The organism is Marimonas lutisalis (genome assembly GCF_005434965.1).
GTDB lineage: Bacteria > Pseudomonadota > Alphaproteobacteria > Rhodobacterales > Rhodobacteraceae > Marimonas_A > Marimonas_A lutisalis.
The window spans coordinates 300,844-325,500 of sequence record NZ_SKCI01000001.1 but is presented as its reverse complement, the minus strand read 5'-3'; the positions used below and the strand labels follow the sequence as shown (position 1 = coordinate 325,500).

23 protein-coding genes are annotated in these 24,657 nt (G+C 65.6%); 8 read left to right on the top strand and 15 right to left on the bottom strand.

Going from position 1 to position 24,657, the window contains the following annotated elements; all coding sequences use genetic code 11:
* Positions 1-33: 33 nt before the first annotated feature.
* The 3 genes from cls (at position 34) to pdeM (ending at position 4,776) form a co-directional block, all read left to right on the top strand.
* The gene (gene cls / locus E0501_RS01610; RefSeq protein ID WP_193555868.1) at positions 34-1,467 is read left to right on the top strand and encodes a cardiolipin synthase; all 1,434 of its coding nucleotides are present in this window, start codon (positions 34-36) and stop codon (positions 1,465-1,467) included.
* A gap of 174 nt (positions 1,468-1,641) precedes the next feature.
* Entirely contained in the window at positions 1,642-4,038 is a 2,397-nt protein-coding gene (locus tag E0501_RS01605; RefSeq protein WP_137699598.1) for a ligase-associated DNA damage response DEXH box helicase, read from the top strand.
* Between the two features lie 75 nt (positions 4,039-4,113).
* Positions 4,114-4,776, top strand: coding sequence for a ligase-associated DNA damage response endonuclease PdeM (gene pdeM, locus E0501_RS01600; protein WP_137699597.1), 663 nt, complete (start codon positions 4,114-4,116; stop codon positions 4,774-4,776).
* 17 nt (positions 4,777-4,793) lie between these two features.
* Here the strand turns inward: pdeM and E0501_RS01595 are convergent, their stop codons facing one another.
* From E0501_RS01595 to E0501_RS01560, 8 genes are all read right to left on the bottom strand, one after another.
* The gene (locus E0501_RS01595) at positions 4,794-5,510 is read right to left on the bottom strand and encodes a LytTR family DNA-binding domain-containing protein (RefSeq protein WP_137699596.1); all 717 of its coding nucleotides are present in this window, start codon (positions 5,508-5,510) and stop codon (positions 4,794-4,796) included.
* Positions 5,511-5,645: 135 nt separating this feature from the next.
* Positions 5,646-6,548, bottom strand: coding sequence for a bifunctional methylenetetrahydrofolate dehydrogenase/methenyltetrahydrofolate cyclohydrolase FolD (folD, locus tag E0501_RS01590; RefSeq protein ID WP_137699595.1), 903 nt, complete (start codon positions 6,546-6,548; stop codon positions 5,646-5,648).
* A 76-nt stretch (positions 6,549-6,624) separates the two neighbouring features.
* On the bottom strand, positions 6,625-6,996 hold the full coding sequence (locus E0501_RS01585) for a cupin domain-containing protein (RefSeq protein ID WP_137699594.1): 372 nt from the start codon (positions 6,994-6,996) through the stop codon (positions 6,625-6,627).
* Positions 6,997-7,024: 28 nt separating this feature from the next.
* Positions 7,025-8,701: a formate--tetrahydrofolate ligase gene (locus E0501_RS01580; protein ID WP_137699593.1), complete on the bottom strand. Its 1,677-nt coding sequence runs from the start codon at positions 8,699-8,701 to the stop codon at positions 7,025-7,027.
* Between the two features lie 148 nt (positions 8,702-8,849).
* A complete protein-coding gene (locus tag E0501_RS01575; protein ID WP_137699592.1) occupies positions 8,850-9,449 on the bottom strand; it encodes an MOSC domain-containing protein in 600 nt (199 codons plus the stop codon).
* A gap of 211 nt (positions 9,450-9,660) precedes the next feature.
* Positions 9,661-11,598 (bottom strand): peptidoglycan -binding protein, encoded by a 1,938-nt coding sequence (locus E0501_RS01570; RefSeq protein WP_137699591.1) that lies wholly within the window; start codon positions 11,596-11,598, stop codon positions 9,661-9,663.
* A gap of 3 nt (positions 11,599-11,601) precedes the next feature.
* Complete coding sequence (locus E0501_RS01565) at positions 11,602-12,837, bottom strand: biopolymer transporter ExbB (RefSeq protein ID WP_137699590.1); 1,236 nt, start codon at positions 12,835-12,837, stop codon at positions 11,602-11,604.
* A gap of 95 nt (positions 12,838-12,932) precedes the next feature.
* Positions 12,933-13,457 (bottom strand): gamma-glutamylcyclotransferase, encoded by a 525-nt coding sequence (locus tag E0501_RS01560; RefSeq protein ID WP_137699589.1) that lies wholly within the window; start codon positions 13,455-13,457, stop codon positions 12,933-12,935.
* 83 nt (positions 13,458-13,540) lie between these two features.
* On the opposite strand from E0501_RS01560, the gene E0501_RS01555 reads away from it, so the two are divergent.
* From E0501_RS01555 to E0501_RS01545, 3 genes are all read left to right on the top strand, one after another.
* Positions 13,541-14,542 carry a DUF2125 domain-containing protein gene (locus tag E0501_RS01555; RefSeq protein ID WP_137699588.1) on the top strand — a complete coding sequence of 334 codons (1,002 nt, stop codon included), beginning with the start codon at positions 13,541-13,543 and terminating at the stop codon, positions 14,540-14,542.
* Between the two features lie 242 nt (positions 14,543-14,784).
* A complete protein-coding gene (locus tag E0501_RS01550) occupies positions 14,785-15,528 on the top strand; it encodes a rhomboid family intramembrane serine protease (RefSeq protein WP_137699587.1) in 744 nt (247 codons plus the stop codon).
* A gap of 5 nt (positions 15,529-15,533) precedes the next feature.
* Complete coding sequence (locus E0501_RS01545) at positions 15,534-15,896, top strand: GFA family protein (RefSeq protein ID WP_170222767.1); 363 nt, start codon at positions 15,534-15,536, stop codon at positions 15,894-15,896.
* A 145-nt stretch (positions 15,897-16,041) separates the two neighbouring features.
* Here E0501_RS01545 and E0501_RS01540 read toward each other — a convergent pair whose 3' ends face one another.
* Both E0501_RS01540 and E0501_RS01535 read right to left on the bottom strand, forming a co-directional pair.
* Positions 16,042-16,833 carry an inositol monophosphatase family protein gene (locus E0501_RS01540; protein ID WP_137700810.1) on the bottom strand — a complete coding sequence of 264 codons (792 nt, stop codon included), beginning with the start codon at positions 16,831-16,833 and terminating at the stop codon, positions 16,042-16,044.
* A 63-nt stretch (positions 16,834-16,896) separates the two neighbouring features.
* Positions 16,897-17,802, bottom strand: coding sequence for a LysR family transcriptional regulator (locus tag E0501_RS01535; RefSeq protein ID WP_137699585.1), 906 nt, complete (start codon positions 17,800-17,802; stop codon positions 16,897-16,899).
* Positions 17,803-18,007: 205 nt separating this feature from the next.
* On the opposite strand from E0501_RS01535, the gene metF reads away from it, so the two are divergent.
* Complete coding sequence (gene metF, locus E0501_RS01530; protein WP_137699584.1) at positions 18,008-18,871, top strand: methylenetetrahydrofolate reductase [NAD(P)H]; 864 nt, start codon at positions 18,008-18,010, stop codon at positions 18,869-18,871.
* A 70-nt stretch (positions 18,872-18,941) separates the two neighbouring features.
* Complete coding sequence (locus tag E0501_RS01525; RefSeq protein ID WP_137699583.1) at positions 18,942-19,433, top strand: PaaI family thioesterase; 492 nt, start codon at positions 18,942-18,944, stop codon at positions 19,431-19,433.
* Between the two features lie 283 nt (positions 19,434-19,716).
* Here the strand turns inward: E0501_RS01525 and E0501_RS01520 are convergent, their stop codons facing one another.
* The 5 genes from E0501_RS01520 to E0501_RS01500 are packed head-to-tail and all read right to left on the bottom strand — an operon-like array spanning position 19,717 to position 24,623.
* Positions 19,717-20,919 carry a serine hydrolase domain-containing protein gene (locus E0501_RS01520; RefSeq protein WP_193555867.1) on the bottom strand — a complete coding sequence of 401 codons (1,203 nt, stop codon included), beginning with the start codon at positions 20,917-20,919 and terminating at the stop codon, positions 19,717-19,719.
* Entirely contained in the window at positions 20,916-21,626 is a 711-nt protein-coding gene (locus tag E0501_RS01515) for an ABC transporter ATP-binding protein (RefSeq protein ID WP_235857723.1), read from the bottom strand. The genes E0501_RS01520 and E0501_RS01515 overlap by 4 nt, the downstream gene beginning before the upstream one ends.
* A complete protein-coding gene (locus E0501_RS01510; RefSeq protein WP_137699582.1) occupies positions 21,626-22,384 on the bottom strand; it encodes an ABC transporter ATP-binding protein in 759 nt (252 codons plus the stop codon). Before E0501_RS01510 ends, E0501_RS01515 begins: the two co-directional genes overlap by 1 nt.
* Positions 22,381-23,670 carry a branched-chain amino acid ABC transporter permease gene (locus E0501_RS01505; RefSeq protein WP_137699581.1) on the bottom strand — a complete coding sequence of 430 codons (1,290 nt, stop codon included), beginning with the start codon at positions 23,668-23,670 and terminating at the stop codon, positions 22,381-22,383. The genes E0501_RS01510 and E0501_RS01505 overlap by 4 nt, the downstream gene beginning before the upstream one ends.
* Positions 23,667-24,623 (bottom strand): branched-chain amino acid ABC transporter permease, encoded by a 957-nt coding sequence (locus E0501_RS01500; RefSeq protein WP_137699580.1) that lies wholly within the window; start codon positions 24,621-24,623, stop codon positions 23,667-23,669. The genes E0501_RS01505 and E0501_RS01500 overlap by 4 nt, the downstream gene beginning before the upstream one ends.
* Between the last annotated feature and the right edge of the window lie 34 nt (positions 24,624-24,657).

Genomic DNA, 24,657 nt, shown 5'->3' with positions numbered 1-24,657 from the left:
TACTCTTTGCCTGATGCAAAGACGGAGGGCACGTTGACCTATTACCTGATCCTGACAACCGCCTTGCACCTTGCCATCCTGGCCGCGGCCACAACCCGTCTCACCCTGCGCGAAAGAATCTCCAGCCCCGCGCGGCTGGCCTGGTTCATCGTCATCCTGTCCATCCCCGTCGGCGGCTTCGCAACCTATCTTCTGATCGGGGAAAAACGGCTCAGCCGCCACCTGCGTGCCCGCCACACGTCCCTGTCCCGCGACGCCGCCGCCCTGGCCTCGGCGCCCGGCTCCTCGGCCTACGATCAACTCGCTCCCGAAGATGCCAAGCTGTTCCGCTACGGCACTTCGATCAACGGCTTTTCCCCGGTCGGCGGAAACAGCGCCACGCTCGCCCCCGATGCCGCCTCGGCCCGCGCCGGCATCATCGCCGATATCGACGCCGCCCGGGACAGTGTCGAACTGCTCTACTACATCTGGCTGACCGATCGCACCGGCACCGACACCGCCCATGCCCTGATCCGCGCGGCCAGGCGCGGCGTGCGCTGCCGCGTGATGGCCGATCACATGGGCTCGCGGCACCTGATCCGCTCGGCCCTATGGCGCGAAATGGCCGCGGCAGGGGTCGAAACCCGCATCGCCCTGCCCCCCGAAACCATCGTCGGCCTGCCGATCGTCACGCGCTTCGACCTGCGCAACCACCGCAAGATCACCCTGATCGACGGCCGCATCGCTTGGGTCGGTAGCCAGAACTGCGCCGACCCCGAGTTCAGCCCCAAGGCCCGCTTCGGCCCCTGGATCGACATCATGCTGCGCGTCCAGGGCCCGGTGGTGAACCAGATCCGGCAAATCTTCGCCTCCGACTGGTGCCTTTTCGGCCCGGGTGAGCCCGGCGAGTTCCCGGCCCAGGCCGCACCCGTCTCCGGCGGGTTCATCGCCCAGGCCCGCGGCACCGGCCCGCTCGAACGCGCCGACAGCTCGACCCAGATGTTCTGCTCGCTCTTCGAACGCGCCCGCTCCGAGCTGGTGCTGACCACGCCCTATTTCGTGCCCGACATCCCGCTGCAACAAGCGCTCAAATCGGCGGCCCGCCGCGGGGTGCAGGTGTCGCTGGTGCTGCCCCGGCGTAACGACAGCCGCATCGTGCAGGCCGCCAGCCGGGGCAACTACATTCTTCTGCTCAAGGCCGGGGTCCGCATCTTCGAACACGGCCCCGGCCTCCTGCATGCCAAGACGCTCACCGCCGACGGCGAGATCACCTTTCTCGGCTCATCGAACCTCGACATGCGCAGCTTCGACCTGAATTTCGAAAACGACCTGCTGATCGCCGACCCCGGGATCACCGCCCAGGTCCGCGCCCGGCAACTTGAGCATCTCGCCCAGTCGCAGGAAGTCACCCTCGAAGAGGTGTTCGCCTGGCCCGCACGGCGGCGGGCCTGGAACAACGTGGTCGAAACCCTCGGCCCCATTCTCTGACCCCCGGGCACGGCACCGCACGCTGGGTTAACCTCTGCACTTAACCCTTTCGCAAGAATTCCCCGGCAGCCGGATGGCAGCCGGGCGGTGCACGCGTATCACCCCCCTCTTTTCGGCGGCCCTCAGGGCGTTAACCCCCTCGCACGGTGGGCCAGGCTTCTCTACATAAAGGGCATGCAGCCCCTGCCCGCCCCCATTGCCGGCTGGTTCGACGCGCGCGGATGGTCCATCCATCCCCATCAGCGCGACATGCTGGCCCGCGCCGCCGATCCGGCCACGCTTCTCATTGCCCCCACCGGCGGTGGCAAGACGCTCGCGGGCTTCCTGCCGACGCTCGCCGAGCTTGCCGATGGCACGCATAAGGGCCTGCATACATTATACATTTCTCCACTGAAGGCGCTCGCCGCCGACATCAAGCGCAACCTGCGCACCCCGGTCGAAGAGATGGGCCTGCCCATCCGCATCGACGACCGCTCGGGCGACACCAGCCAGACCCGCAAAAAGGCCCAGCGCGCCGATCCCCCGCATATCCTGCTGACCACGCCGGAATCGCTCGCGCTGCTGATCTCCTATCCCGATGCGCCGAAGATCTTTGCCGGATTACAACGGGTTATCGTCGATGAAATCCACGCGCTCGCCGAATCGAAACGCGGCGATCAGCTCTTCCTCGCGCTCTCGCGCCTGCAAACCCTGGCCCCCGGCCTGCGCCGCGTCGGCCTCTCCGCCACCGTCGACAACCCGGCCGAAATCGCCACCCTCCTCGCCCGCCACCCCGATCCCTGCAAGATCCTCATGGCCGATCCCGGCCCCGCCCCACAGATCGACATGCTGGAAACCGCCGAAGCACCGCCCTGGTCGGGTGGTGGTGCCGCCTACGCCATCCCCGCCGTGCTCGACCAGGTGCGCCAGCATCGCACCACGCTGATCTTTCACAACACCCGCGCGCAGGCTGAAATTTTCTTTCATAATCTGTGGCTTGCCAACGAAGACAGCCTGCCAATCGGCATCCATCACGGCTCCCTCGCCCGCGAGAGCCGCGAAAAGGTCGAGGCCGCGATGGCCGCGGGCGACCTGCGCGCCATCGTCTGCACCGGCAGTCTCGATCTGGGTCTCGACTGGGGCGATGTCGATCTCGTCATCCAGGTCGGCGCGCCGAAGAACGTCAAGCGCCTGATCCAGCGGATCGGGCGCGCGAACCACCGCTATAATGCGCCCTCGAAGGCGCTTCTGGTGCCCGCCAACCGGTTCGAGGTGGTCGAATGCCGCGCCGCGCTCGAAGCTGCCCGCGAAAACGATCTCGATGGCGCGCCGCGCGGGCCCGGCCCTCTCGACGTGCTGTGCCAGCACATCCTGATTTCCGCCTGCGCCGGTCCGTTAACCGCCGATCAACTCTTTTCCGAAACCATCACCGCCGGGCCTTACGCCGCACTGACGCGCCAAGAATTCGACGCCTGCCTCGAATTCGTCGCCACCGGTGGTTATGCCTTCCGCGCCTATGACCGCTGGCAGCGGCTGATGCAACGCGACGGGCTCTGGCAGCTGCGCGATCCCCGTGCGGCGTCGCGCATCCGCATGAATATCGGCACCATCCAGGATGCCGACCTGATGAAGGTGCGCCTGCGCGGCCGCGGCAAACCGCTGGGCGAGGTCGAAGAGGCCTTCGCCGCCTCGCTCACCCCCGGCGATACCTTCCTCATCGGCGGGCGCATCGTGCGTTACGAAGGCCTGCGCGAGCTTACGGTCGAGGTCTCGCCTCACGCCGCCCGCAAGCCGAAGATCGCCGTGTTTTCCGGCACCAAATTCGCCACCTCCACCCAGCTCTCCCAACGCATCCTGCGCATGTTCCGCCAGGACGACTGGCCCGAGTTGCCCGCCCACACAAGCGACTGGCTGCACCTTCAGCGGCAAATGTCCCGCCTGCCTGAAACCGGCCGCCTGCTGGTTGAAAGCTTTCCGCATGACGGGCGCGAACATCTCTGCGTCTACGGCTTTGCCGGGCGCAACGCCCAGCAGACGCTGGGCCTCCTGCTGACCAAGCGGATGGAGGAGACGGGCCTCGCCCCTCTGGGCTTCGTCTCGACCGATTACGCGACGCTGATCTGGGGGCTCGATCCGGTCACCGATGCCGCACCGCTCTTTGAAATCAATGCCTTGCGCGACGGGCTCGAGGGCTGGCTCGCTGGCAACGCGGTGATGAAACGCACCTTCCGCGCGGTCGCCACCATCGCCGGCCTGATCGAGCGCAACACGCCCGGCGCCCGGAAAACCGGGCGGCAGGCCACGTTTTCCTCCGACATCCTCTATGACACGCTCCTGAAATACGAACCCGACCACCTGTTGATGCGCGTCACCCGTGACGAGGCGATGCGCGGCCTTGTCGATTTCGCCCGGATCGAGGAGCTGGCCGCCCGCGTTGGGGGCCGGATAGACACGCTGCGCACGCCCCATGTCACCCCCCTTGCCGCGCCGCTGCTGCTCGAAGCGGGCAAGGTTCCCGTGCAGGGTGCCGCCGAAGAACGCCTCCTCGCCGAGGAGACCGAGCGCCTGATGCAGGCGGCGGGCCTCAACTGATTTCGAATTTTCGCAGAAAATTCGCGCGACCGAATTGCTCTTGAATAACCCTGCGCGACGCGCCAAGAACGTAACATGAACGCCCATCCTTTCACCCTCGCCGGCGCCCAGCTTCAGGCGCGCGGTTCCGGCGCGCTCCACTGGCCCGCACAGAACCTTCTGTGCGTCTCCGACCTGCACCTGGGCAAATCCGAACGCATGGCGCGCCGCGGGGGTGCCACCCTGCCACCCTATGAAACCCGCGACACGCTCGAACGCCTCGATGCCGAGCTTGTCGCCACCGGCGCGCAAACCGTCATCTGCCTCGGCGACAGTTTCGACGACCGCGCCGCAGCACTGGCGCTCAGCGAGGATGAAAAGCTCTGGATCACCCGGCTTCAGGCCGGCCGCCGCTGGGTCTGGATCGAGGGCAACCACGATCCCGGCCCGATCGACCTGGGCGGCACGCACCTTGCCGAATTACCGATCGACGCGCTCTGCTTCCGCCACATTGCCCAGCCCGGCCAGTCGGGCGAGGTGTCGGGCCATTACCACCCCAAGGTTCGGATCAGCGCACGCGGGCGCGCGATCTCGCGGCCCGCGTTCCTTGTTGACGGCGATCGGGTGATCCTGCCCGCCTTCGGCACCTACACCGGCGGGTTGCGCAGCCATGATGCCGCGCTGGCCACCCTCATGCGCCCCGAGGCACTGGCGATCCTCACCGGCCCGTCGCCCAGGCCCGTCCCGATGCAGCGCTAGCTTTCGATGATGCCCGCCTATTCCAGTTCGGGGCGGTATTTGCGGCTGACCGGAACCCGATCGCCATTGATCAGCACGATCCACAGCTTCGCCGAGCTCTCGCGCTCGACATGGTCGATTGCACCGCGCGTCACCCAATGCGAACGGTGCGTGCAATAGCCTTCGACCGGCTCCATTTCCCGCATCGCGTCGGTCAGCCGAATGCGCAGCGTCGTCGTGCCCCGCGTGGTGACCACCTCGACATGATGATCCTGGCCCGTGAGCCGCAGGATCTTGCCCCGCATCGCCTCGGGCAACCGCTCGGCCAGCCGTGGCGCCTCTTCGCACTCATCCTCGCGCCTGGGTTCGATATGCACCGAACGGCGAAACAGGATCACGATGCAGGCAATTGTCAGGACATATCCCGCCACTGTCCCTGCCGATGGCACCGGCGCATGCACCATCCCGGGCATTTGCGGCGAGATCGCGATCACGGCCACGGTCATCGCTGGCACGATCAGCGAAACGGTCAGCGCCTCGGACAACCATGCGGGCCTTTCACACAGCACCAGGTCGATCGCGTGACGGATCGTCCGGCCCAAGACAATAGCAACGCCCACCAGAACCGCCCAGTACAACGCGCGTTCCGGCAGGTCGAGTTTCTGATAGGTCCCAAACGGACCCGTCACCGCCGCAACCGCCGTAATCACCAGCCACAACGCCAGACTGACCGGCGAAAATACTTTCGAAAACAAGGCTGTCACAAAGCCAAACCTGTACCGTTGTCCCCTTCACGCAGCAATCCGCTCAGCGTGCGGGCAATGGTTAACGCATGCTCAAGACTGCATGCAACCCCGCATCCCGCGCGGCGCAGCGCCCCGGTCACGTGATCAGGCGGTCAGGCCTTCGGGTTCGGCAAGGCCATGAGCGCGGCAACAGGCGGTCACCGTGTTGGCCAGAAGGCAGGCAATAGTCATCGGCCCCACGCCTCCCGGCACCGGCGTGATGGCGCCCGCCACCGCGGCACAGCTGTCGAAATGGCAATCGCCCACCAGCCGGGTTTTGCCCTCGCCCTTTTCAGGTGCGTCGATCCGGTTGATGCCCACGTCGATCACCGTTGCGCCGGGCTTGATCCAGTCTCCGGTCACCATCTCCGGCCGGCCCACCGCGGCCACCACGATATCGGCGCGGCGGCAGACCTCTTCGATGTCCCTGGTGCGCGAATGCGCAATCGTCACAGTGCAGCTGTCGCGCAGCAACAGTTGCGCCATCGGCTTGCCCACGATGTTGCTGCGTCCGATCACCACCGCGTTCATGCCCGACAGGTTGCCGTGATGGTCCCGCAGCATCATCAGGCAGCCCAGCGGCGTGCAGGGCACCATCGCCTTCTGACCGGTGGCCAGCAGGCCGACATTGGAGATGTGAAACCCGTCCACGTCCTTTTCCGGCGCGATCGCGTTGATCACCAGGTCCTCGTTCAGATGCCCCGGCAGCGGCAGCTGCACCAGGATGCCATGCACCGCCGGATCGTTGTTCAGCTGGTCGATCAGCGCCAGCAGCTCGGCCTCACCCGTGTCAGCATCCAGCTTGTGCTCGTACGAGTTCATCCCCGTCTCGACGGTCTGCTTGCCCTTCGAGCGGACATAGACCTGGCTTGCCGGGTCTTCGCCCACCAGCACCACGGCCAGGCCCGGGGTGATCCCGTGCTCTTCCTTCAGCCGCGCCACGTGGCCTGCCACCTTCTCGCGAACCGTTGCCGCGAATGCCTTGCCGTCGATCACTTCCGCCGTCATTTGCCTTCCTTCCGATCCGGGCCCATGCGCCCTTGCCGCGGGGCCGGCATACGCGCTGGCCCCCGGCGCTTCAACATCAACTCTCGCCAAATCCCTCGCCGGGTTTCAGATAGGCCTCGCGCACCGGTGCAAAAACATCGAGGATCACCGCGCCCTCGGGCCCGGCCTTCACCGTGTGCTCCACCCCGCCCGGCGTGCGCCAGAAATGCCCGGGGCCTACCTCGAACACCTCGTCCCCCTGGTAGCGCGCGGCCGATCCCTCCAGCAGCACACCCCACTGCTCCTCGGGGTGGCTGTGGCGCGTGCCTTCGGCGTTGGGCGCCAGGCGCACCACCGACAGCATCGCCTGGTCGCCGGGAAATACGGTCGTGGTCAGCCCCTCGGCCAGGACCCGCGGGATACCGCCCGCGGGATCATCCAGGTGAAACAGGGTTTTCTCGGTGCTCATCTGCGTTCCTCCGTGTTCTGGTCACGGATCAGAATAGCCCCTCGACATAGCCCATGTCATTCAACCCGATCTCAAGCGCCGCGGGTTTGCGCGGCAGGCCCGGCATGGTCATGATCTCGCCGCAGATCACCACGACAAAGCCCGCCCCCGCGCTCAGCCGCACCTCGCGGATCGGCACGCTGTGCCCGGTGGGCGCCCCGCGCAGGTTAGGATCGGTCGAGAACGAATACTGCGTCTTGGCCATGCAGATCGGCAGATGGCCGAAACCGGCATCTTCCCACTGGCGCAGCTGGTCGCGGATCTTCTTGTCGGCCAGTACGTCATCGGCGCGATAGATCCGGGTGGCGATGGTCTTGATCTTCTCGAACAGGCCCATGTCATCGCGGTAAAGCGGCGCGAATTGCGCGGCACCCGCATCGGCCAGCTGCGCCACCCGCTCGGCCAGTTCCACCGTCCCGGCGCTGCCCTCGGCCCAATGCTTGCACACGATCGCCTCGGCACCCTCCGCGCGCGCGGCATCCCGCACCGCCTGGATCTCGGCATCGGTGTCTGTGACGAAATGGTTGATCGCCACCACGACCGGCACGCCGAACGCTTTCAGGTTCGAGATATGCCGCCCCAGGTTCGGGCAGCCCTCGGCCACCGCCGCCACGTTTTCCTGGTCCAGGTCGGCCTTGGCCACCCCGCCGTTCATCTTCATCGCCCGCACCGTCGCCACCAGGACGACCACGTCGGGCGCAAGCCCCGCCTTGCGGCACTTGATGTTCATGAACTTCTCGGCGCCCAGGTCGGCACCAAAGCCTGCCTCGGTCACCACGTAATCAGCCAGCTTCAGCGCCGTCGTCGTGGCAATGACCGAGTTGCAGCCATGCGCGATATTGGCGAACGGTCCGCCATGCACGAAGGCGGGGTTGTTCTCCAGCGTCTGCACCAGGTTCGGCTGCATCGCGTCCTTCAACAGAACCGTCATCGCGCCTTCGGCACCGATGTCCCGGCAATAGATCGGTTTGCGGTCGCGGGTATAGGCCACGATGATATCGCCCAGCCGCTTCTCCAGGTCCGCCAGGTTCCTGGCCAGGCACAGGATCGCCATCACCTCGCTCGCCACCGTGATGTCGAACCCGGTCTGCCGGGCAAACCCGTTCGGAACACCGCCCAGGCCCACCACCATGTCGCGCAGCGCACGGTCGTTCATGTCCATCACCCGGCGCCAGGTGATCCGGCGCTCGTCAATCTCCAGCTCGTTGCCCCAGTAGATATGGTTGTCGATCATCGCGCTCAGCAGGTTGTGCGCACTGGTGATCGCGTGAAAATCGCCGGTGAAATGAAGGTTCATCTCTTCCATCGGCACCACCTGGGCATAACCGCCGCCCGCGGCCCCGCCCTTCATGCCGAAACAGGGGCCAAGGCTCGCCTCGCGGATGCAGATCGCCGCCTTCTTGCCGATCCGGTTCAGCCCGTCGCCCAGGCCCACCGTAGTGGTGGTCTTGCCCTCGCCCGCCGGCGTCGGGTTGATCGCGGTGACAAGGATCAGCTTGCCGTTCTTGTTCTTCTGGACGCCGTCGATGAAGTCCTGGCTGACCTTGGCCTTGTCATGGCCATAGGGCAGCAGGTGCTCGTCCTCGATGCCCAGTTTCGCCCCGATCTCCTGGATCGGGCGTTTCTTCGCTTCCCGGGCGATCTCGATATCTGACTTGTAACTCATGGCGGCGCGACCCTTCTTCTGGCGCTGTGGCGATTTGCGTTCAGATCGCGTATAACGCCCGCGCCGCGGGCGATGGCGTGGCGAATCCGACATTTTCGCTCCCGCTTGCGGCGGGTTGCCGCAGCCGGGTTTCAGATCGGAAAGTTTCTCAACCCCGCCGGGCGGCCTCCAGGCCCGCCCAGACCGGCTGATCGGGAATGTGCAGCCGCAGTTGCTCGCCCAACCTCACCGCGCCCGGCCGCTCGACCCAGGCCGTCACCCCGCGCCGGTCCTTTGCCGCCGCCTTGAAGGCCCGGCCCTTTCCCGGATGCACCGCCTCGATCTCTTTCGCCGGTAACTGGCAGGGACGGTTCTCCATGTCGATCACCAGTGTCGCGCCGCTCGCGGCCTGCAGGCGCGAGGATGGCGGCAAATGGGTGAAGTCGGGCAGGCCGCGCAGCGCCATCGACGCCCCCAGAAGCGCCGGCGCCAGCCGCGCGATGCCCATCTCCCGCGCGATCTCGGCCAGCTCTTCCTCCGACAGGATCGATACCTGCCGCACATTGGCGATCTCCGTGCCCCGCGGATGCTGGTCCAGAACCCGCGAACAGCTTGGCCGCGTCACCCCGCCATGCGCCTCGCCGGCAATCCCGCCCCAGTCCAGCTCCACCGCCTCCAGCGGCTCGGCGGCCAGCGCCGCATCGCGATCGGCCACCCGGCCCAGCCACGTCACCTCCGCAAAGAGCTCAGTCGGTTTCACTGCCGGCATCACGCACCCTCCCTGTCATGGATTGGGGCTACCCCGGCCCGGCAGGACGCCGCAAGTCACCTTTCATGTCACGCGGTCACGAAATCCGCCGGCCCCTTCATCTTGCTGCAAATATCCCGGGGAGCGCGAGGGGCAGCGCCCCTCGCTTCCAACGCCGGGCATCGCGCAAGCGGCTCATCCGGCGCGCGCCGGGCCGCCATGCGCCACCGTGTCACCGTTCCGTCAGCTTCAGCTCGATCCGCCGGTTCTGCGCCCGCGCTTCCGGGCTGTCGCCCTCGGCCACCGGCTGGAACTCCCCAAACCCGTTGGCCGACAGCCGCATGGGCGAGATGCCCAGGCCCTCGGACATGTAGCGCACCACCGACAGAGCCCGCGCCTGGCTCAGTTCCCAGTTGTCGGCAAAACGCGCGCCCGGGATCAGGGGCGTGTCATCGGTATGCCCGTCCACCTGAATCACCCAGTCGATGCCGTCGGGAATGTCCGCCGCCACCTCCGTGAGCAGTCCGGCGATCCGCGCGATCTGCGCGCGCCCCTGTTCCGACAGGTCGGCGCTGCCCGGCGCGAACAACACTTCCGAGGAGAACACGAACCGGTCGCCCACGATCTTCACGCCCTCGCGCCCGCCCAGCACCTCGCGCATCCGTCCAAAGAACTCGGACCGGTATCTCTCCAGGTCCTGCTTCTCGGCCTCCAGGCGCGCCTTTTCCTCGGCCAGCCGCTGCGCCTCGGCCTCTTCCAGCTGCCTGCGCCTGCGTTCTTCGGCGGCCGCACGCGCCAGCGCGGCGTTCAGGTCCTGGCCCAGCGACTGCAGCTGCACATTGGCGGCCGCCTCGCGGTCCTTGTAGTCGTCAAGGAGCGCCTGCAACTGGCCCAGCTGCGTGCGCAGCGCCGCCACCTGCCGGTTCAGCAGCGCCTGCTGGCGCTGCGCCTCGGCCGATATTTCCTCCTGCGCACTCAACTGCTCGCGCGCCGCGGCCAGAAGGGCGGCGCGCGTCTCGGCATCGGTCAGGCGCTCTTCCGCGCTCTGTTCGGCGGCCAGTTTCGCCGCCAGCGCGGCGGCCAGCTGCCGGCGCAACTCCGCCTGCGTCTGCTCCAGGGCGCCGCGCCCCTCCAGAACCGCCGCCAACCGCTCCTCCAGCGCCGCGCGCCCGGCCTCGGCTTCGCTCAACGCGGCCTCGGTTGCCGCCAGCCGCTCCTCCAGCGTGCCGCTTTCGGCGCCCAGCGCCTCGGCCCGCGCCTGCGCCGCGTCCAGCGCGGCCTGCGTTTCTTCGCCTTGCAGCAGGGCCGCGGCCAGCCGCGCCTCGAGGTCCTCGCCCGCCGTCTCCGCCGCTGCCAGCAGGGTCAGCGTCTCCTCGGCGCGCTTGCGCTGCTCTTCCAGCGCCATGGTCATTGCCGTCAGTTCGGCATCGGCGTTCTTCAACCGCTCGCGCAGCGCTTTGGCCGCCTCAGCCTCGGTCAGCCGGGCGATCTCCTCCTCCGACAGCTTCTGCTCCAGCTCCGCCCGCGCCGCCTCCAGCGCGCTCTTGTCCGCGATCAGCCCGGCCTTGTCCGCCTCCAGGTCGGCGATCAACGCCTCCAGCGCCTCGCGCCGCGCCGCCGCCAGCCGTGCGGCCTCCGCGCCCGCATCGATCTCGCTCCGCGCCTGCGCCAGCGCCAGGTTCAACGCCTCCTGCTCGCTCATCAGCTCGCTCTGACGCGCCTCCAGCCCGGCTATCGTCTCGCGGTCGGCCGTCTGCGCGGCCAGAAGGCCCGCCACCTGCTCCTCGAAACTGGCGATCCGGCCCTGCGCCGCACTCAGGTCTTCGCTCAGCGACGCGCGCTCGGCGGTAAGCGACGCGATCAGCGCCGCCTGCCGCTGGGCCTCCTCGCGGGCCGTCTCGATCGTGCTCGACAGCTCGCCCACCCGTTCCTGCAACCCGGCGGACCGGCGCTGCTCCAGCCCCAGCGCCTGCGCCAGCGCCGCGACTTCCGAGCTCAGTGCATCCAGCTCGCTTTCCTGGCCGCTGATGGTTTCGCGCAGCACGAACTGTACCACCATGAAAATGGTCAGCACGAACATCAGCACCAGCAACAGGCCCGTCATCGCATCCACGAAACCGGGCCAGATCGAGGCCTGGAACCGCGTGCCCGTGCGCCGCGACAGCGCCATGGCTCAGCCCTCCCCGTCCGGCGTCGTGTCGACGGCGTGGCCGGGCGCCAGCTTCAGCGCCTTGGCCGGTCGCGCCTGGCGCTCTCCCAGGACCCGGACCAGCGCGTTGATGTCGTTGCGCAGCTCGGTCATGGTTTCCTGTCGCCCGGCGCTGATCTCTTCGAGGATACGCAGCATCTGCACGTCGATCGAGCGCAGCCGCATCCGGCTTTCGGCATCGATGCCGCCACCCTCGTGCAGTTCGCGATTGCGCAGCTCGTGCAGGATCGCCTCCTGGCCCTCGGCAATGCGCATCAGCGCGCTGTTCACCGGGCTCTGGTCGCCCATGCGATAGGTCATCCGCTCGATCGCGTCGGCCAGGTGGCCCAGCTTCTCGTCCACCATCGCCCGGCTCACGTCGGACTGGGTGAACGTCTGCTGCAGGCTTTCCATCTGCTCGGCCATGTGATCGACGAGGCCCGCAATAACCGCGTGTTCGCCCCCGGTCTCGCCCTCCTGATCGCCGCTGGCAAAGCCCAGTCGGGTGATCGAGGACAGCCATTCCTCAAGCTCGCGGTAGAACCGGTTCTGACCGTGTCCCGCAAACAGCTCCAGCAGGCCAACGATCAGAGATCCGGCAAGGCCCAGAAGCGAACTGGCAAAGGCCACGCCCATGCCGCCCAGCTGGCTTTCCAGCCCGGTCATCAGGCGGTTGAAGACCTCAACGCCCTCTTCGCCCTCCTGCGGGGCCAGGCTGCGGATGGTGTCGACCACCGCCGGCACGGTCGTGGCCAGGCCATAGAACGTGCCCAGCAGCCCCAGGAAGATCAGCATGTTGACGATATAGCGGGTAATCTCGCGCTCTTCGTCGATGCGCTGCGCAACGGAATCGAGGATCGACCGCGCCGAGGAGGCATTGATCTGCATCCGCTGCCCGCGCCCGCGCAACAACGTGGCCAGCGGCGCCAGAAGCTGCGGCGCGCGCACGCCCTCGGCCTCGGCGCGCCCGCCGGCAAAGGCCACGATCCAGCGCACCGAGCGGCTCAGCTGGAAGACCTGCCAGAAACAGGCCAGCAGGCCGATGATGAAAACAAAGAGGATGAAGCCGTTGAGATACGGGTTCGCCGCGAAAACGGGCATCACCCGCGGGAGGGCAAAGACGATGCCCACCCCCGACAGGCCCAGCACGATCAGCATCAGCATGATCTGGCGCACGGGATGGGAAAACTGCGGCTCGGCCTCGCGGTCCGGCTGGTCCATGAGGACAGCTCCTGACACGTTGTTTCTTTGGCCGCGATGATAGGGGCAAGCGCCGGTGAAGCCAAGGAATATCGCGGCTTCCCGCCCGGGCGGCCCTAGTCGAAATACATACGCACCCGATGCGCCAGCCAGCGCAGATCGGGATCGTGCACGCCGATCTCGTCGAGATGCGCGACCGTGTTCAGCAGGTATTCGTCATTGGGGCCCATGCCGCCGCTGGCATGGGCGATGATCCGGGCCTGCTCTTCGAGGTCGAGGCCCCCGCAATACTGGACATGATCGGGATCGACGACATAGGCCAGCGCCTCGACCTCGCCACCGCCGCCCAGGATGATCGGCACCCGGCGCTCCAGATAGGCGGAAGACACCAGCTCGCGCTCGCGCAGGTAGGCCAGCACCTCGTCCTCCTGCCCGGGCTTCACCTTCATCGCGATACCGTCGCACCAGGTGTTCTCGACCCGGTCCAGCGCCAGCACCAGCCCCGGCTGCTCGGGCGTGCCGCGATGATGGATCGAACGCATGCAGAAGGTGCGCGCGTACCCCATCAGCCGCGCCAGCCGCCGCTCGGCCAGCTCGAAACCGGGGTTCCACATCAAAGATCCGTATCCGAAAACCCACATGATCTGGCCCCTGTTGATCTGGTCCTTGTGCCCACTGCCCTGTAAACACCACGGCACAGGTCCGGGAACAAGGGGGAAGGCCCGTGAAACGCCTTCTGATTTTCGTCGTCATCGCGGGGCTCTTGTGGTCCGGCTACTGGTATGTCGCCGCCAGCGGCGCGCGCCGCGGGTTCGAAACCTGGTTCGAAGCGCGCCGCGCCGAGGGCTGGCAGGCCGAGTACTCGGCGCTCACCGTGCGCGGCTTTCCCAACCGCGTCGATACCACCTTCGACGCGCCCGTGCTGGCCGATCCGGAAACCGGCCTCGCGTGGCAGGCGCCGTTCTTCCAGATCTTCGCGCTCAGCTACAAGCCCAACCACATCATCGCGGTCTGGCCGAAATCGCAGCAGATCTCGACGCCGCTGGCGAAATACGTGATCGCCAGCGAAGACATGCGCGCAAGCGTGGTCATGGCGCCCGAGGCGAAACTGCCGCTGGAACGCGCCAACCTGACGGCCGAGGCCATGGCCATCACCCCGCCCGACGAGGCGATCACCACGCTTGATGGGCTTCAGGCCGCCATTTCGCGCGTGGCGGGTGCCGAGGCGGAATACCGCTTCGCGATCAATGCCGATGGGGTGACACCGCCCAGCCCGCGCGGCCTGCGCCTGCGTACCGGCGGGGCGCTGCCCGACCGGCTGGAAACCCTGCGCGCCGACATGACCGTGGCCTTCGACCGGTCCTGGGACCTGTCCGCGCTTGAGACCGGCCGGCCCCAGCCCCGGCGCATCAAGCTGAAACTGACCGAGGCGAAATGGGGCCAGCTGGAACTGAAACTGGCCGGGACGCTGGACGTGGATGCCGCGGGCCGGCCCAGCGGGCGGCTGACGGTCAAGGCCGAGAACTGGCGCGATATCCTGGCGCTGGCCCAGGGCATGGGCTGGATCAACGCCACCTGGGCCGGGCGGCTGGAACAGGGGCTCGACCTGGCCTCGGCGCTCTCGGGCAATCCCAACACGCTCGATATCCCGCTGGATTTCGCGGATGGCTCGGTGGCGCTCGGCCCGATCCCGCTGGGCGCGGCCCCGCGGCTACGCCTGCGATAAGGCATTGCGCCGCGCAGGCGCGTCGCGGCGGGGCGGGGCCTCGGCTGGCGCCTCGGCCCCGCGCAGCCATCGGCGCCCGGGCGATTCCCCTTGTCCCCGCGCCAGCCGAAAGGACGGGACATTGAGTATTTTCGCCAAGAAAGAGTCGCATCCGCATTCCTGTTTTGGCGGGCAGGCCCGGATTGCCCGCGCGGGCCTTGTCGCGTCTTTCCCCGCCCGTCGAAAGCCGCTAGCGTGCAGCCATGTTTCCGATCCGCGATCATAACCCTTCGGGGCGCACGCCTTATGTCACCTACGCGCTGATCGTGGTGAACGTGGCGGTGTTTCTTTCCTATATCGGGCTCTTCAGCGATCCGCGCGCGCTCAACATGTTCTTCTTCGAATGGGCGATCCTGCCCGCAAGGGTAATGAGCGGCCAGGGCTATGAAACGCTCGTGACCTCGATGTTCCTGCATGGCGGGTTCATGCATATCCTGGGCAACATGCTGTTCCTGTGGATTTTCGGCGACAATCTCGAAGACCAGATGGGGCACCTGGGCTTTGCCGCCTTCTACCTGACCTGCGGGGTGGGCGCGGGGCTGGCGCATGTGCTGATGGCGCCCTATTCGATGGTGCCCACCGTGGGAGCCTCGGGTGCGATCGCGGGGGTGATGGGCGGGTATCTGCTGCTCTTTCCCAAGGCGCGGATCGACATCCTGCTGATAATCATCATCTTCTTCCGCATCTTCACCATTCCCGCTTGGGTGATGCTCGCCGTGTGGTTCGCGATGCAGTTTTTCGGTGGCATCGCCGCCGACCCGGCCACCGGCGGCGTGGCTTACTGGGCGCATGCCGGCGGCTTTGTCATCGGCGCCGCGCTGACCCTGCCGGTGTTCCTGGCCCGGGGCGGGGCGATGTTCTGGCAGCACAACGAGGGCCACCCGCCGCATCCCGAAGCGCGCTACGATCCCTCGCGCGTGCCCACCATCCGCAGGCGCCGGCGATGAGCGCGATGCGCGCCAGCTGCCACTGCGGGGCGGTCGTGCTGGAAATCGACCCGCCAGAGGGGCTGGCCAGCGCGCGGCGCTGCGATTGCTCGTTCTGCCGCCGGCGCGGCGCGGCGGCGATCACCGTGCCGGTGGGGCGGCTGCGCGTGATCCGCGGCGCCGACAACCTCACGCTCTATCAATGGGGCACGAAAACCGCGCGGCATTACTTCTGCAAGACCTGCGGCATCTACACCCACCATCGCCGCCGCTCGGACCCGAACGAATACGGCGTGAACCTGGGCACGATCGAGGGGGGCAATCCCCGCGATCACGAGCCGGTCCCGTGGAGTGACGGGGTGAACCATCCCTGCGACCGCAAGGGATAAGCCGCGACCGCGCGCAGCGTTAAGTAAATTTGCGATTAACGGCTGCCGGTTTCCCCGGCAGCCGGATGTCAGCCGGTCAGTGCACGCATGTCACCCCCCGGATTTTCGCAGAAAAATCGCCGTTAACCCCGCCGTGCGGTGGGGCTCAGCGGCCGCGAACGATCTTGGAGAATTCCTCGAAGACCGGCTCGTTGGCGCAGACCACTTCGCCGTCGTCGAGGATAAGGCCCTCGGGGTTCAGCGGCTCGACCAGCCCGCCTGCTTCCTTGACGATCAGGATGCCTGCCGCCAGGTCCCAGGGGTTCAGGCGCCGCTCCCAGAATCCATCGTAACGGCCGGCCGCGACATAGGCGAGATCCAGCGCCGCCGAGCCCCAGCGCCGCACGCCCGCGCAAGTCGGCAGAAGGCGCGCAAGGTCTTGTAATGTTTCGGGCAAATCGCTGCGCCCGCCAAAGGGAAGGCCAGTGGCGAAGACGCATTCGATCATCCGGCGGCGGCCCGACACGCGCAGGCGCTGATTGTCGCCCAGCCACGCGCCCTCGCCCTTCTCGGCAAAGAACAGCTCGTTCTTGACCGGGTCATAGATCACGCCCGCCACGACCTGGCCCTTGTGTTCCAGCGCCACCGACACCGCCCAATGCGGCATCCCGTGCAGGAAGTTCGTGGTGCCATCCAGCGGATCGACGATCCAGCGGCGGGTGGGGTCCTCGCCATCCTCGCCGCCGTTTTCCTCGGCCAGCCAGCCATAGGTCGGCCGCGCGCCGCGCAGCTCTTCCTTGAGGATTTCCTCGGCGCGCATGTCGGCGCGGCTCACGAAATCGCCGGGGCCCTTCATGCTCACCTGCAGGTTTTCCACCTCGCGGAAATCCTTCAGCAGGCTGCGCCCCGCCTTGTGCGCGGCCTTTATCATGATGTTGAGATTTGCACTGCCCTGCATGGCGCTCGCTCCGGTCTGTTCAAGGCCCACGCCTATACGCGCCAAGCGCCGGCAGGGCAAGGCTCATCCGCGCTGCAGACGCACCGGAATCTCGCGCCCCAGTTTCAGGAAATGCGCCATGTAGGGCAGATCGCCATCTTCGCTGCGGATGGCGGCATAAAGCCTTTTGGTCAAACCCTTTTCGGTGATCGGCCGGGTGACGTAATCGGACGAATAGCGCACTTCGCGCACCACCCAGTCGGGCAGGACCGCCACGCCACGGCCAGAGGCCACCAGCATCAGGATCACCGCCGTCAGTTCCACCTGGCGCACGCCGCGCGGCTCCACTTTCGCCGGCGTCAACAACTCCGAGAACACATCCAGGCGCGCGCGTTCCACCGGATAGGTGATCAGCGTCTCGTCGCGGAAATCCTCGGCCTCGATGAAATCCTTCTGCGCCAGCGGATGGCCCTTCGCCGCCACGAAAACCGGCTCATAGTCGAAAAGCGGGCGAAACTCGACGCCCGGAATATCCTCGGGGTCCGAAGAGATCACGACGTCGACGTCCTCGCGTCTCAGCGCCGGCAGCGCGTCAAAGGCCAGGCCGGGGCGGATATCGACATCGACCTCGCCCCAGGCCTTGCGGAACTGCTCGAGCACGGGAAACAACCACTCGAAACAGGCATGGCACTCGATGGCGATATGCAGCCGCCCTGCGCTGCCCGCACGCAACCCTTCGAACTCGGCCTCCAGCGCCTCGATCTCGGGCAGCACCTTTTCCGCTGTGCGCAAGAGCCGCAGGCCTGCCGCCGACAGGCGCAGCGGTTTCGAGCGGCGCACGAACAGCTCCACCCCCGCCTGGTCCTCGATCCCCTTGATCTGGTGGCTTAGCGCCGATTGCGTGATGTTGAGCTGCTCTGCCGCCCGCGCCAGGCCGCCCGCCTGGTGGATCGCGCGGATCGTGCGCAGATGCCTGAATTCGATATGCATGGGCCTTCCGTTCGCCTGTCTTTCCGTCGGTTAACCTTTTTCGGGCAGAGTCCCCGCGCTCACGCATTTGCCGCGTCGGAAAGGAAAATCCACCCGCTTCACAATCCAATGTGAGCACAACTCATGTTCACCTTGAATATTATGAATTTGCTTCATATCTCGCATTTCGTCACAAAGGGTCAACTGAAAATCTGCGAGTCTCCCCATGACCCCGAAAATTTCTCTCGAATTCTTCCCGCCCCAGAACCTCGAAGGCTCCTTCCGGCTCTGGGATACGATCCACGCCCTCGCCCCGCTCGATCCGCGTTTCGTCTCGGTCACCTATGGTGCCGGCGGCACCACGCGTGACCTGACGCGCGATGCCGTGCGCACCATCAACAAGGCCACCGGCCTGACTGTGGCCGCGCACCTGACCTGTGTCGATGCCACGCGCGAGGAAACCCTTGAAATCGCGAATGAATATGCCGCGGCTGGCGTCACCGAGATCGTCGCCCTGCGCGGCGATCCGCCCAAGGGCTCTGGCCGGTTCGAACCGCACCCGCAGGGTTTTGCCAACTCGGTCGAACTGATCGAAGCCCTGTCGGCAACCGGCAAGTTCACACTGCGTGTCGGCGCCTATCCCGACATCCACCCCGAGGCCAGGGGCGCCCAGGCCGATATCGACTGGCTCAAGGCCAAGCTCGACGCGGGCGCGGCCGAGGCGATCACCCAGTTCTTCTTCGAGGCCGAAACCTTCCTGCGTTTCCGCGATCGCTGCGCGAAAGCGGGGATCGACAAACCGATCATACCCGGCATCCTGCCGATCGAGAACTGGAAGGGCGCGCGTAATTTCGCCTTCCGCTGCGGCGCCTCGGTGCCCGCGTGGCTTGACGACGCCTTCTCGAAGGCCGAACGGGACGGGCGCGAAGACTTGCTGGCCACCGCGCTCTGCACCGAGCTCTGTTCGGACCTGATCGACGAAGGCGTCGACAGCCTGCATTTCTACACGCTCAACCGGCCGGAACTCACCCGTGATGTCTGCCACGCGCTTGGCGTCACCCCCCGGGTTCAGCTGGAAAACGTCGCGTAACCAAGGGCCTGCGCGGCTGGACGCCCCTGCCACGCAGCCCTAGCATTTCCCCACGACAGGAGGAAATGCCATGGCCGACCCGCGCAAATACGCCGAAAATCCCGACGATCTCGCCACGCTTGACGACATCCTGTCGATGTCCGGGCTCGAGTTCATGACGGCCATAGCCGAAGGCCGCCTCCCCGGCCCGCCCATCGGCCAGACCATGGGATTCTGGCCGACGCATATCGAAGAAGGCAAGGTGATCTTCACCGGCACGCCCGAATTCAAGGTGATGAACCCGATCGGCACCGTGCATGGTGGCTGGTACGGCACCATCCTCGACAGCTGCATGGCCTGCGCGATCCAGACCAAGGTGCCGAAAGGCAGCACCTACACGACGCTGGAATACAAGATCAACATCATCCGCCCGATCCCGATCGGCACGCAGGTTGAAGCCATCGGCACGGTGCATCACGCCGGCCGGTCAACCGGCATCGCAGATGGTGAGATCCGCGGCGCCGAGGATGGCAAGCTCTATGCCACCGGCTCGACCACCTGCATCATCATGAAACTTCGCTGAGGTTTTTCGCCGCGCTGTCGCGCGTCGCCACGGGGGGCCTCGGCTGACGCCTCGGCCCGGCCATGCCATCACTCGAATGCACTTCTGCTAACGGCATGTCCGCCCCACGGTCGCGCCAATGAGTATTTTCGCCAAGAAAGAACATATGATCAGCTCTTTCTTGGTCGAAATACTCAAACTCCCCGGTGTCGGTCCGCACGGCGATCTGATGAGCAAACCGACGCGCCCCCTCCGGCGAACGGGGTGGGTGGGCGGGCATTCGCCGGAGGGGGCACTTTGAGGTTCAGTCCGCCAACGCGCCCTGGACCAGCGCCTTGAGTTCGACCCGGCTGGGATAGGACGAGGATGGCACGAGCTGGGTGAAATAGACCACTGTCAGCCGCTCCACCGGGTCTGTCCAGAAATAGGTGCTGGCCATGCCGCCCCATCCGAAATCGCCTTCCGAGCCGGGCATGCGCGCCTTTGCCGGATCGAGCAGCACCCCCCCGCCGATGCCGAAGCCCATGCCCGCCATGGGCATTTCCATGAAGCTCTCCGCCCCCATCGAGGCGATGTCGCCGGGCAGGAAATTCCGCCGCATGAATTCCACCGTCTTGCGTCCCAGCAGGCGAACACCGTCCAGTTCGCCGCCGCGGCGGATCATCTCGCCGAAGCGCATGTAGTCGTCGAGCGTCGAAACCAGCCCGCCCCCGCCCGAGAACATCGTCACCTTGGCCTCGGCAAAGGAACTGTCGGTCGCCGGGTCGAGCAGCGCCAGCGGGTTGTCCTCGGTCTTGTTGTAGCAGTCGGCAAAGCGATCGAGCTTGCCGGCCGGCACCGAGAAGGCGGTGTCCACCATGCCCAGGGGCGCGAACACCTCCTCGCGGAACACCTCATCCAGCGGCTTGCCGGTGACCACCTCGATCACCCGGCCGATGATGTCGATGCCGATCGAGTATTCCCATTTGCTGCCGGGCTGGAACGCCAGCGGCTGGGCCGCCGCACGTGCGCTCATGTCGGCCAGAACGCCCATGCGCGGCCCGAAATCCACCTTCTCGCGCTCGTAGATGCGCGCCGCCAGCCCAGGGTTGAAACTGTAGGTCAGCCCCGAGGAATGGGTCAGGCATTGTGCCAGCGTCGGCGCCGGCGCGCGCTCGGTTTGGTCGTCGCGTTCGGCGCCGGCGATCAGAGCGCGGCACTCGGCGAACTCGGGGATGTAGGCGCTGACCGGATCCTCCAGCCGCACCAGACCGCGCTCCATCAGCATGGCCAGCACCGCCGAGGTGACCGGCTTCGTCATCGAGTAGATGCGCGCGATCGTATCGCGCTCATAGGGCAGCGCCCGCTCGACCGAGCGCAGGCCATCGCAGCCGAAATAGGCCTCGCGCCCGTCGCGCCAGATCAGCAGGGATGAACCGGAATAGCGCCCACCCTCGCGGTTGCGCACCATCCAGTCGTCGATGCGCGCCACACGCGCAGGGTCAAGGCCCGTGCTCGCCGCGCTCATACCTCCAGCCACTCCTTTCGGATCGCCTCGTTCGCCATCAACTCGTCAGGCGTGCCCTCAAAGACCATATGACCGTGTCCCATCACGTAGACCCGCGTCGCAACCCGCAAAGCGATGGTCAGCTTCTGCTCGACCAGCAGGATCGAAACGCCGCGCTTGGCGATCATTTCCAGCATGTCGCCCACCTGCTCGACGATCTTCGGCGCCAGGCCCTCGGTCGGCTCGTCGATCATGATGTAATCCGGATCGCCCATCAGCGACCGGCAGACCGTCAGCATCTGTTTTTCGCCGCCCGACAGAACCGAGGCGTCGACATCGGCGCGCTCCCGCAGGTTGGGAAACTCGTCGAACATCATCTCCATCGACCAGCGCCCCTGCCCGTCCTTCTGGCCGGGTTTCAGCCCCAGGATCAGGTTCTGCCGCGTGGTCAGGCCGGGAAAGATATCCCGGTTTTCGGGCACATAGCCAATCCCGGCCTTGGCGATCTCGTAGGATGGCTTGCCGGCCAGTTCATTGCCACGGAACTTCACCGAGCCCGTCGGCGTCACTTCGCCCATCACCGCCTTGCAGGTGGTCGAACGGCCCACGCCGTTGCGGCCCAGAAGGGCGACAATCTCGCCTTCCTGCACATTGAAATTGACACCCTGCAGGATGTGGGACTTGCCGTAATAGGCGTGCAGATCGGTGACTTCCAGCATCGCAGACATCACGCCTCCTCCACGGTGGTGCCGAGATAGGCTTCCTGCACGGCCGTGCTGGCGCGCACCTTCTCGGGTGTATCGCTTTCGATGATCTCGCCATAGACCAGCACGCTGATCCTGTCGGCCAGGTCAAAAATGACGCCCATGTCGTGCTCGACGATGATAAGCGTCTTGTCCTCGGTCACCTTGCGGATCAGATCGACGATCAGGTCGGTTTCCGAATGGCTCATGCCGGCGCAGGGCTCGTCCAGCATGATGATATCGGCCCCGCCCGCGATGGTGATGCCGATCTCCAGCGCGCGCTGCTCGGCATAGGCAAGTGCGCCCGCCACCATGTTGCGGCGGCTCGACAGGTTGATCTGTTCCAGGATCTCATCGGCCTTTTCCGTCAGGTCGCGCTGCCGGTTCACCATGTGCCAGAAGCTGTATTTGTAGCCCATGCTCCAGAGCAGCCCGCAGCGCACGTTTTCGAACACCGTCATGTTGTGGAAGATGTTGGTGATCTGGAAACTGCGGCTCAGCCCCATGCGGTTGATCTGATAGGGCTTCATGCCCGACACGTCCGTGCCATGCATCAGGACCTGCCCGGCGGTCGGCGTGTATTTCCCGGTGATCAGGTTGAACAGCGTCGATTTCCCGGCCCCGTTCGGCCCGATGATCGCGTGGCGCTCGCCCTTGCCGATCTTCAGGTTCACACCCTGGATGATCTTGGCCAGGCCAAAACTCTTCTCCAGGTTTCTCAGTTCGATGGCGGGAACACTCATTGTTTCGCCCCTCCCATATGCGTGGCCTCATCCCAGGCGGCCTTCAGCCCCGGCGCCAGCTTGACCAGCGCAAAGAAACTGGCCACCGCCAGAACGATGGCAATGATCAGCGGCATCGCGGCATGGCTGTCGAAGGTGATGCCGTAAAGGTTCATCTCCTCTTCGCCCAGTCCCGCATGGCGCGCGTGGAACAGGATTTCCAGCACCGCCGCCGCCGACAGGACGCCGACAACGGCCGGGATGAACATCTTGGCATAAGGCACCACCAGGTGGCTGATCTTACCCAGCTTCCACGGCTGGATATGGATCGCCAGCAGGCCGGTCAGGCCGAACGGAAAGAACATCACCGTGCTGACAAAGAGGATACCCAGGTAAAGCGCCCAGATCTCGGTATAAAGGCTCAGCACCGTCTGCAGCAGGGTAAAGACGATCGCGCCGATGATCGGCCCGACAAAGAAACCGACACCGCCCAGGAACGTGACCAGAAGAATGCTGCCCGACGTCGCGAGGTTCAGGTTCTCTTCGGTCAGAATCTCAAAGTTGATCGCGAAAAGCGCCCCCGCGATCCCGGCGAAAAACCCGCTGGCGCAGAAGCTGATCCAGCGCACATGCCGTTGGCTGTAGCCCAGGAATTCGGCACGTTCTTCATTGTCGCGTACCGCGTTGGCGATCCGCCCGATCGGCGTGCGCGAATAAAGATACATGCCCAGCGCCGCGATCAGCAGCCATACCGCCGTCAGGTAATAAACCTGCCGCTGCGGGCCGAAACTCATGCCGAAGAAATCCAGCAGTTCGGTGCGGTCGCCGCTTACGCCTTCCTCGCCGCCAAAGAAGATCACGATGATGACAGACATCGCCGCCACCAGTTCGCCCACGCCAAGCGAGATCATGGCAAAAACCGTGCCGGCCCGCCGGGTTGAAAACGCCCCGATCATGATCGCGAACATCAGCCCGAACAGCCCGCCAAAGATCGGCAGGAAGGGCAGCGAAATCCAGGGATCATCGCTCATCCAGTTCAGAACATGCATCGAGAAGAAGCCGCCAAGCCCCATATAGACGGCATGGCCGAAGCTCAGCATGCCGCCCTGCCCCAAGAGCATATTGTAGCTCAGCGCGAAGACGATGGTGATCGCCATCTGGTTCATGATCGTCAGCGCCGACCGCGAGTCGAAGATGTAAGGCAGGATCAGCAGGAAAACCGCCGCGATGATCCATGGCAGCGCATGGTTAAGCGGGATGAGCCGCTGCGTGCCCGCCTTGAGAGGTGTGCTCGAAGGTGTGCTCATGTTTCACGCTTCCCGAAAAGGCCCTGCGGACGCACCACAAGGACGATAATCATCAGAAGATAGGGCAGGATCGGCCCGATCTGCGGCAGGGTCAGGGTCCAAAGATCCTGCCAGGCGCTGTCCCAGATCGGCTCCGGCTTGGTAAAGCCCAGACCGGTCAGGATATCCTCCATCCGCACGTTGTAGGATGCGGCGAAGGTCTGCAGCCAGCCGATGATAAGAGACGCCGCAAGCGCACCCCAGAGGCTGCCAAGACCGCCGATCACGATGGTCACGAACACGATCGAGCCCAGCAAAACAGCCATCCCGGGGAAGGTACCCAGAACCGGCCCGGCAATCACGCCGGCAAGCCCCGCCATCGCCGTGCCCACGCCAAAGACGCCCATGAACACCAGCGGCACGTTGTGGCCCAGGTTCTGCACCGTTTCGGGATAGCTCAGCGCGGCCTGAATCGTCATGCCGACGCGGGTTTTCGTCAGGATGTAAAGCAGCACCAGGAAGATGCCCAGCGCGACGAAGATCATGAACACCTTGTAGGCAGGGAAGGTATTGCCAGCGATTGAGAAGGCCGCGAAATCCAGGATTTCCGGCGCCTCATAGGCCATCTGGCTCTTGCCCCAGAAGAATTGAACGATCTCTTCGATCAGCAGCGCCAGGCCGAAGGTGAAAATCAGTTCGGGCACGTGCCCGTATTTATGCACCCGTCTTAACCCGTATCGTTCAATGAAGGCCCCGATCACGCCCACGATCACAGGGGCCACGATCAGGCCCACCCAGAAGCCCGTCAAAAGGCTAATCTGATAGGCGAAATAGGCCCCCAGCATGTAGAAACTTGCATGGGCGAAGTTCAGCACGCCCATCATCGAGAAGATCAGCGTCAGCCCGCTGCACAGCATGAAAAGCAACAGTCCCGTGACGAACCCGTCCAGGATGTTGACGATAAACAGCGACATGGGTCTTGCTCCTGCCCTCGGTCAGAACTCTGCG

Bases quoted from the DNA above. Each gene is read 5' to 3' on its own strand.
- E0501_RS01585 (WP_137699594.1), bottom strand. From the start codon at position 6,996: ATGAGCACCGAGAAAACCCTGTTTCACCTGGATGATCCCGCGGGCGGT.
- E0501_RS01565 (WP_137699590.1), bottom strand. From the start codon at position 12,837: ATGGACCAGCCGGACCGCGAGGCCGAGCCGCAGTTTTCCCATCCCGTG.
- E0501_RS01550 (WP_137699587.1), top strand. From the start codon at position 14,785: ATGTTTCCGATCCGCGATCATAACCCTTCGGGGCGCACGCCTTATGTC.
- E0501_RS01535 (WP_137699585.1), bottom strand. From the start codon at position 17,802: ATGCATATCGAATTCAGGCATCTGCGCACGATCCGCGCGATCCACCAG.
- metF (WP_137699584.1), top strand. From the start codon at position 18,008: ATGACCCCGAAAATTTCTCTCGAATTCTTCCCGCCCCAGAACCTCGAA.
- E0501_RS01575 (WP_137699592.1), bottom strand. From the start codon at position 9,449: ATGCCGGCAGTGAAACCGACTGAGCTCTTTGCGGAGGTGACGTGGCTG.
- folD (WP_137699595.1), bottom strand. From the start codon at position 6,548: ATGACGGCGGAAGTGATCGACGGCAAGGCATTCGCGGCAACGGTTCGC.
- E0501_RS01520 (WP_193555867.1), bottom strand. From the start codon at position 20,919: ATGAGCGCGGCGAGCACGGGCCTTGACCCTGCGCGTGTGGCGCGCATC.
- E0501_RS01540 (WP_137700810.1), bottom strand. From the start codon at position 16,833: ATGCAGGGCAGTGCAAATCTCAACATCATGATAAAGGCCGCGCACAAG.
- E0501_RS01510 (WP_137699582.1), bottom strand. From the start codon at position 22,384: ATGAGTGTTCCCGCCATCGAACTGAGAAACCTGGAGAAGAGTTTTGGC.
- E0501_RS01560 (WP_137699589.1), bottom strand. From the start codon at position 13,457: ATGTGGGTTTTCGGATACGGATCTTTGATGTGGAACCCCGGTTTCGAG.
- pdeM (WP_137699597.1), top strand. From the start codon at position 4,114: ATGAACGCCCATCCTTTCACCCTCGCCGGCGCCCAGCTTCAGGCGCGC.
- E0501_RS01580 (WP_137699593.1), bottom strand. From the start codon at position 8,701: ATGAGTTACAAGTCAGATATCGAGATCGCCCGGGAAGCGAAGAAACGC.
- E0501_RS01500 (WP_137699580.1), bottom strand. From the start codon at position 24,623: ATGTCGCTGTTTATCGTCAACATCCTGGACGGGTTCGTCACGGGACTG.
- E0501_RS01570 (WP_137699591.1), bottom strand. From the start codon at position 11,598: ATGGCGCTGTCGCGGCGCACGGGCACGCGGTTCCAGGCCTCGATCTGG.
- E0501_RS01545 (WP_170222767.1), top strand. From the start codon at position 15,534: ATGCGCGCCAGCTGCCACTGCGGGGCGGTCGTGCTGGAAATCGACCCG.
- E0501_RS01605 (WP_137699598.1), top strand. From the start codon at position 1,642: ATGCAGCCCCTGCCCGCCCCCATTGCCGGCTGGTTCGACGCGCGCGGA.
- E0501_RS01525 (WP_137699583.1), top strand. From the start codon at position 18,942: ATGGCCGACCCGCGCAAATACGCCGAAAATCCCGACGATCTCGCCACG.
- E0501_RS01505 (WP_137699581.1), bottom strand. From the start codon at position 23,670: ATGAGCACACCTTCGAGCACACCTCTCAAGGCGGGCACGCAGCGGCTC.
- E0501_RS01515 (WP_235857723.1), bottom strand. From the start codon at position 21,626: ATGTCTGCGATGCTGGAAGTCACCGATCTGCACGCCTATTACGGCAAG.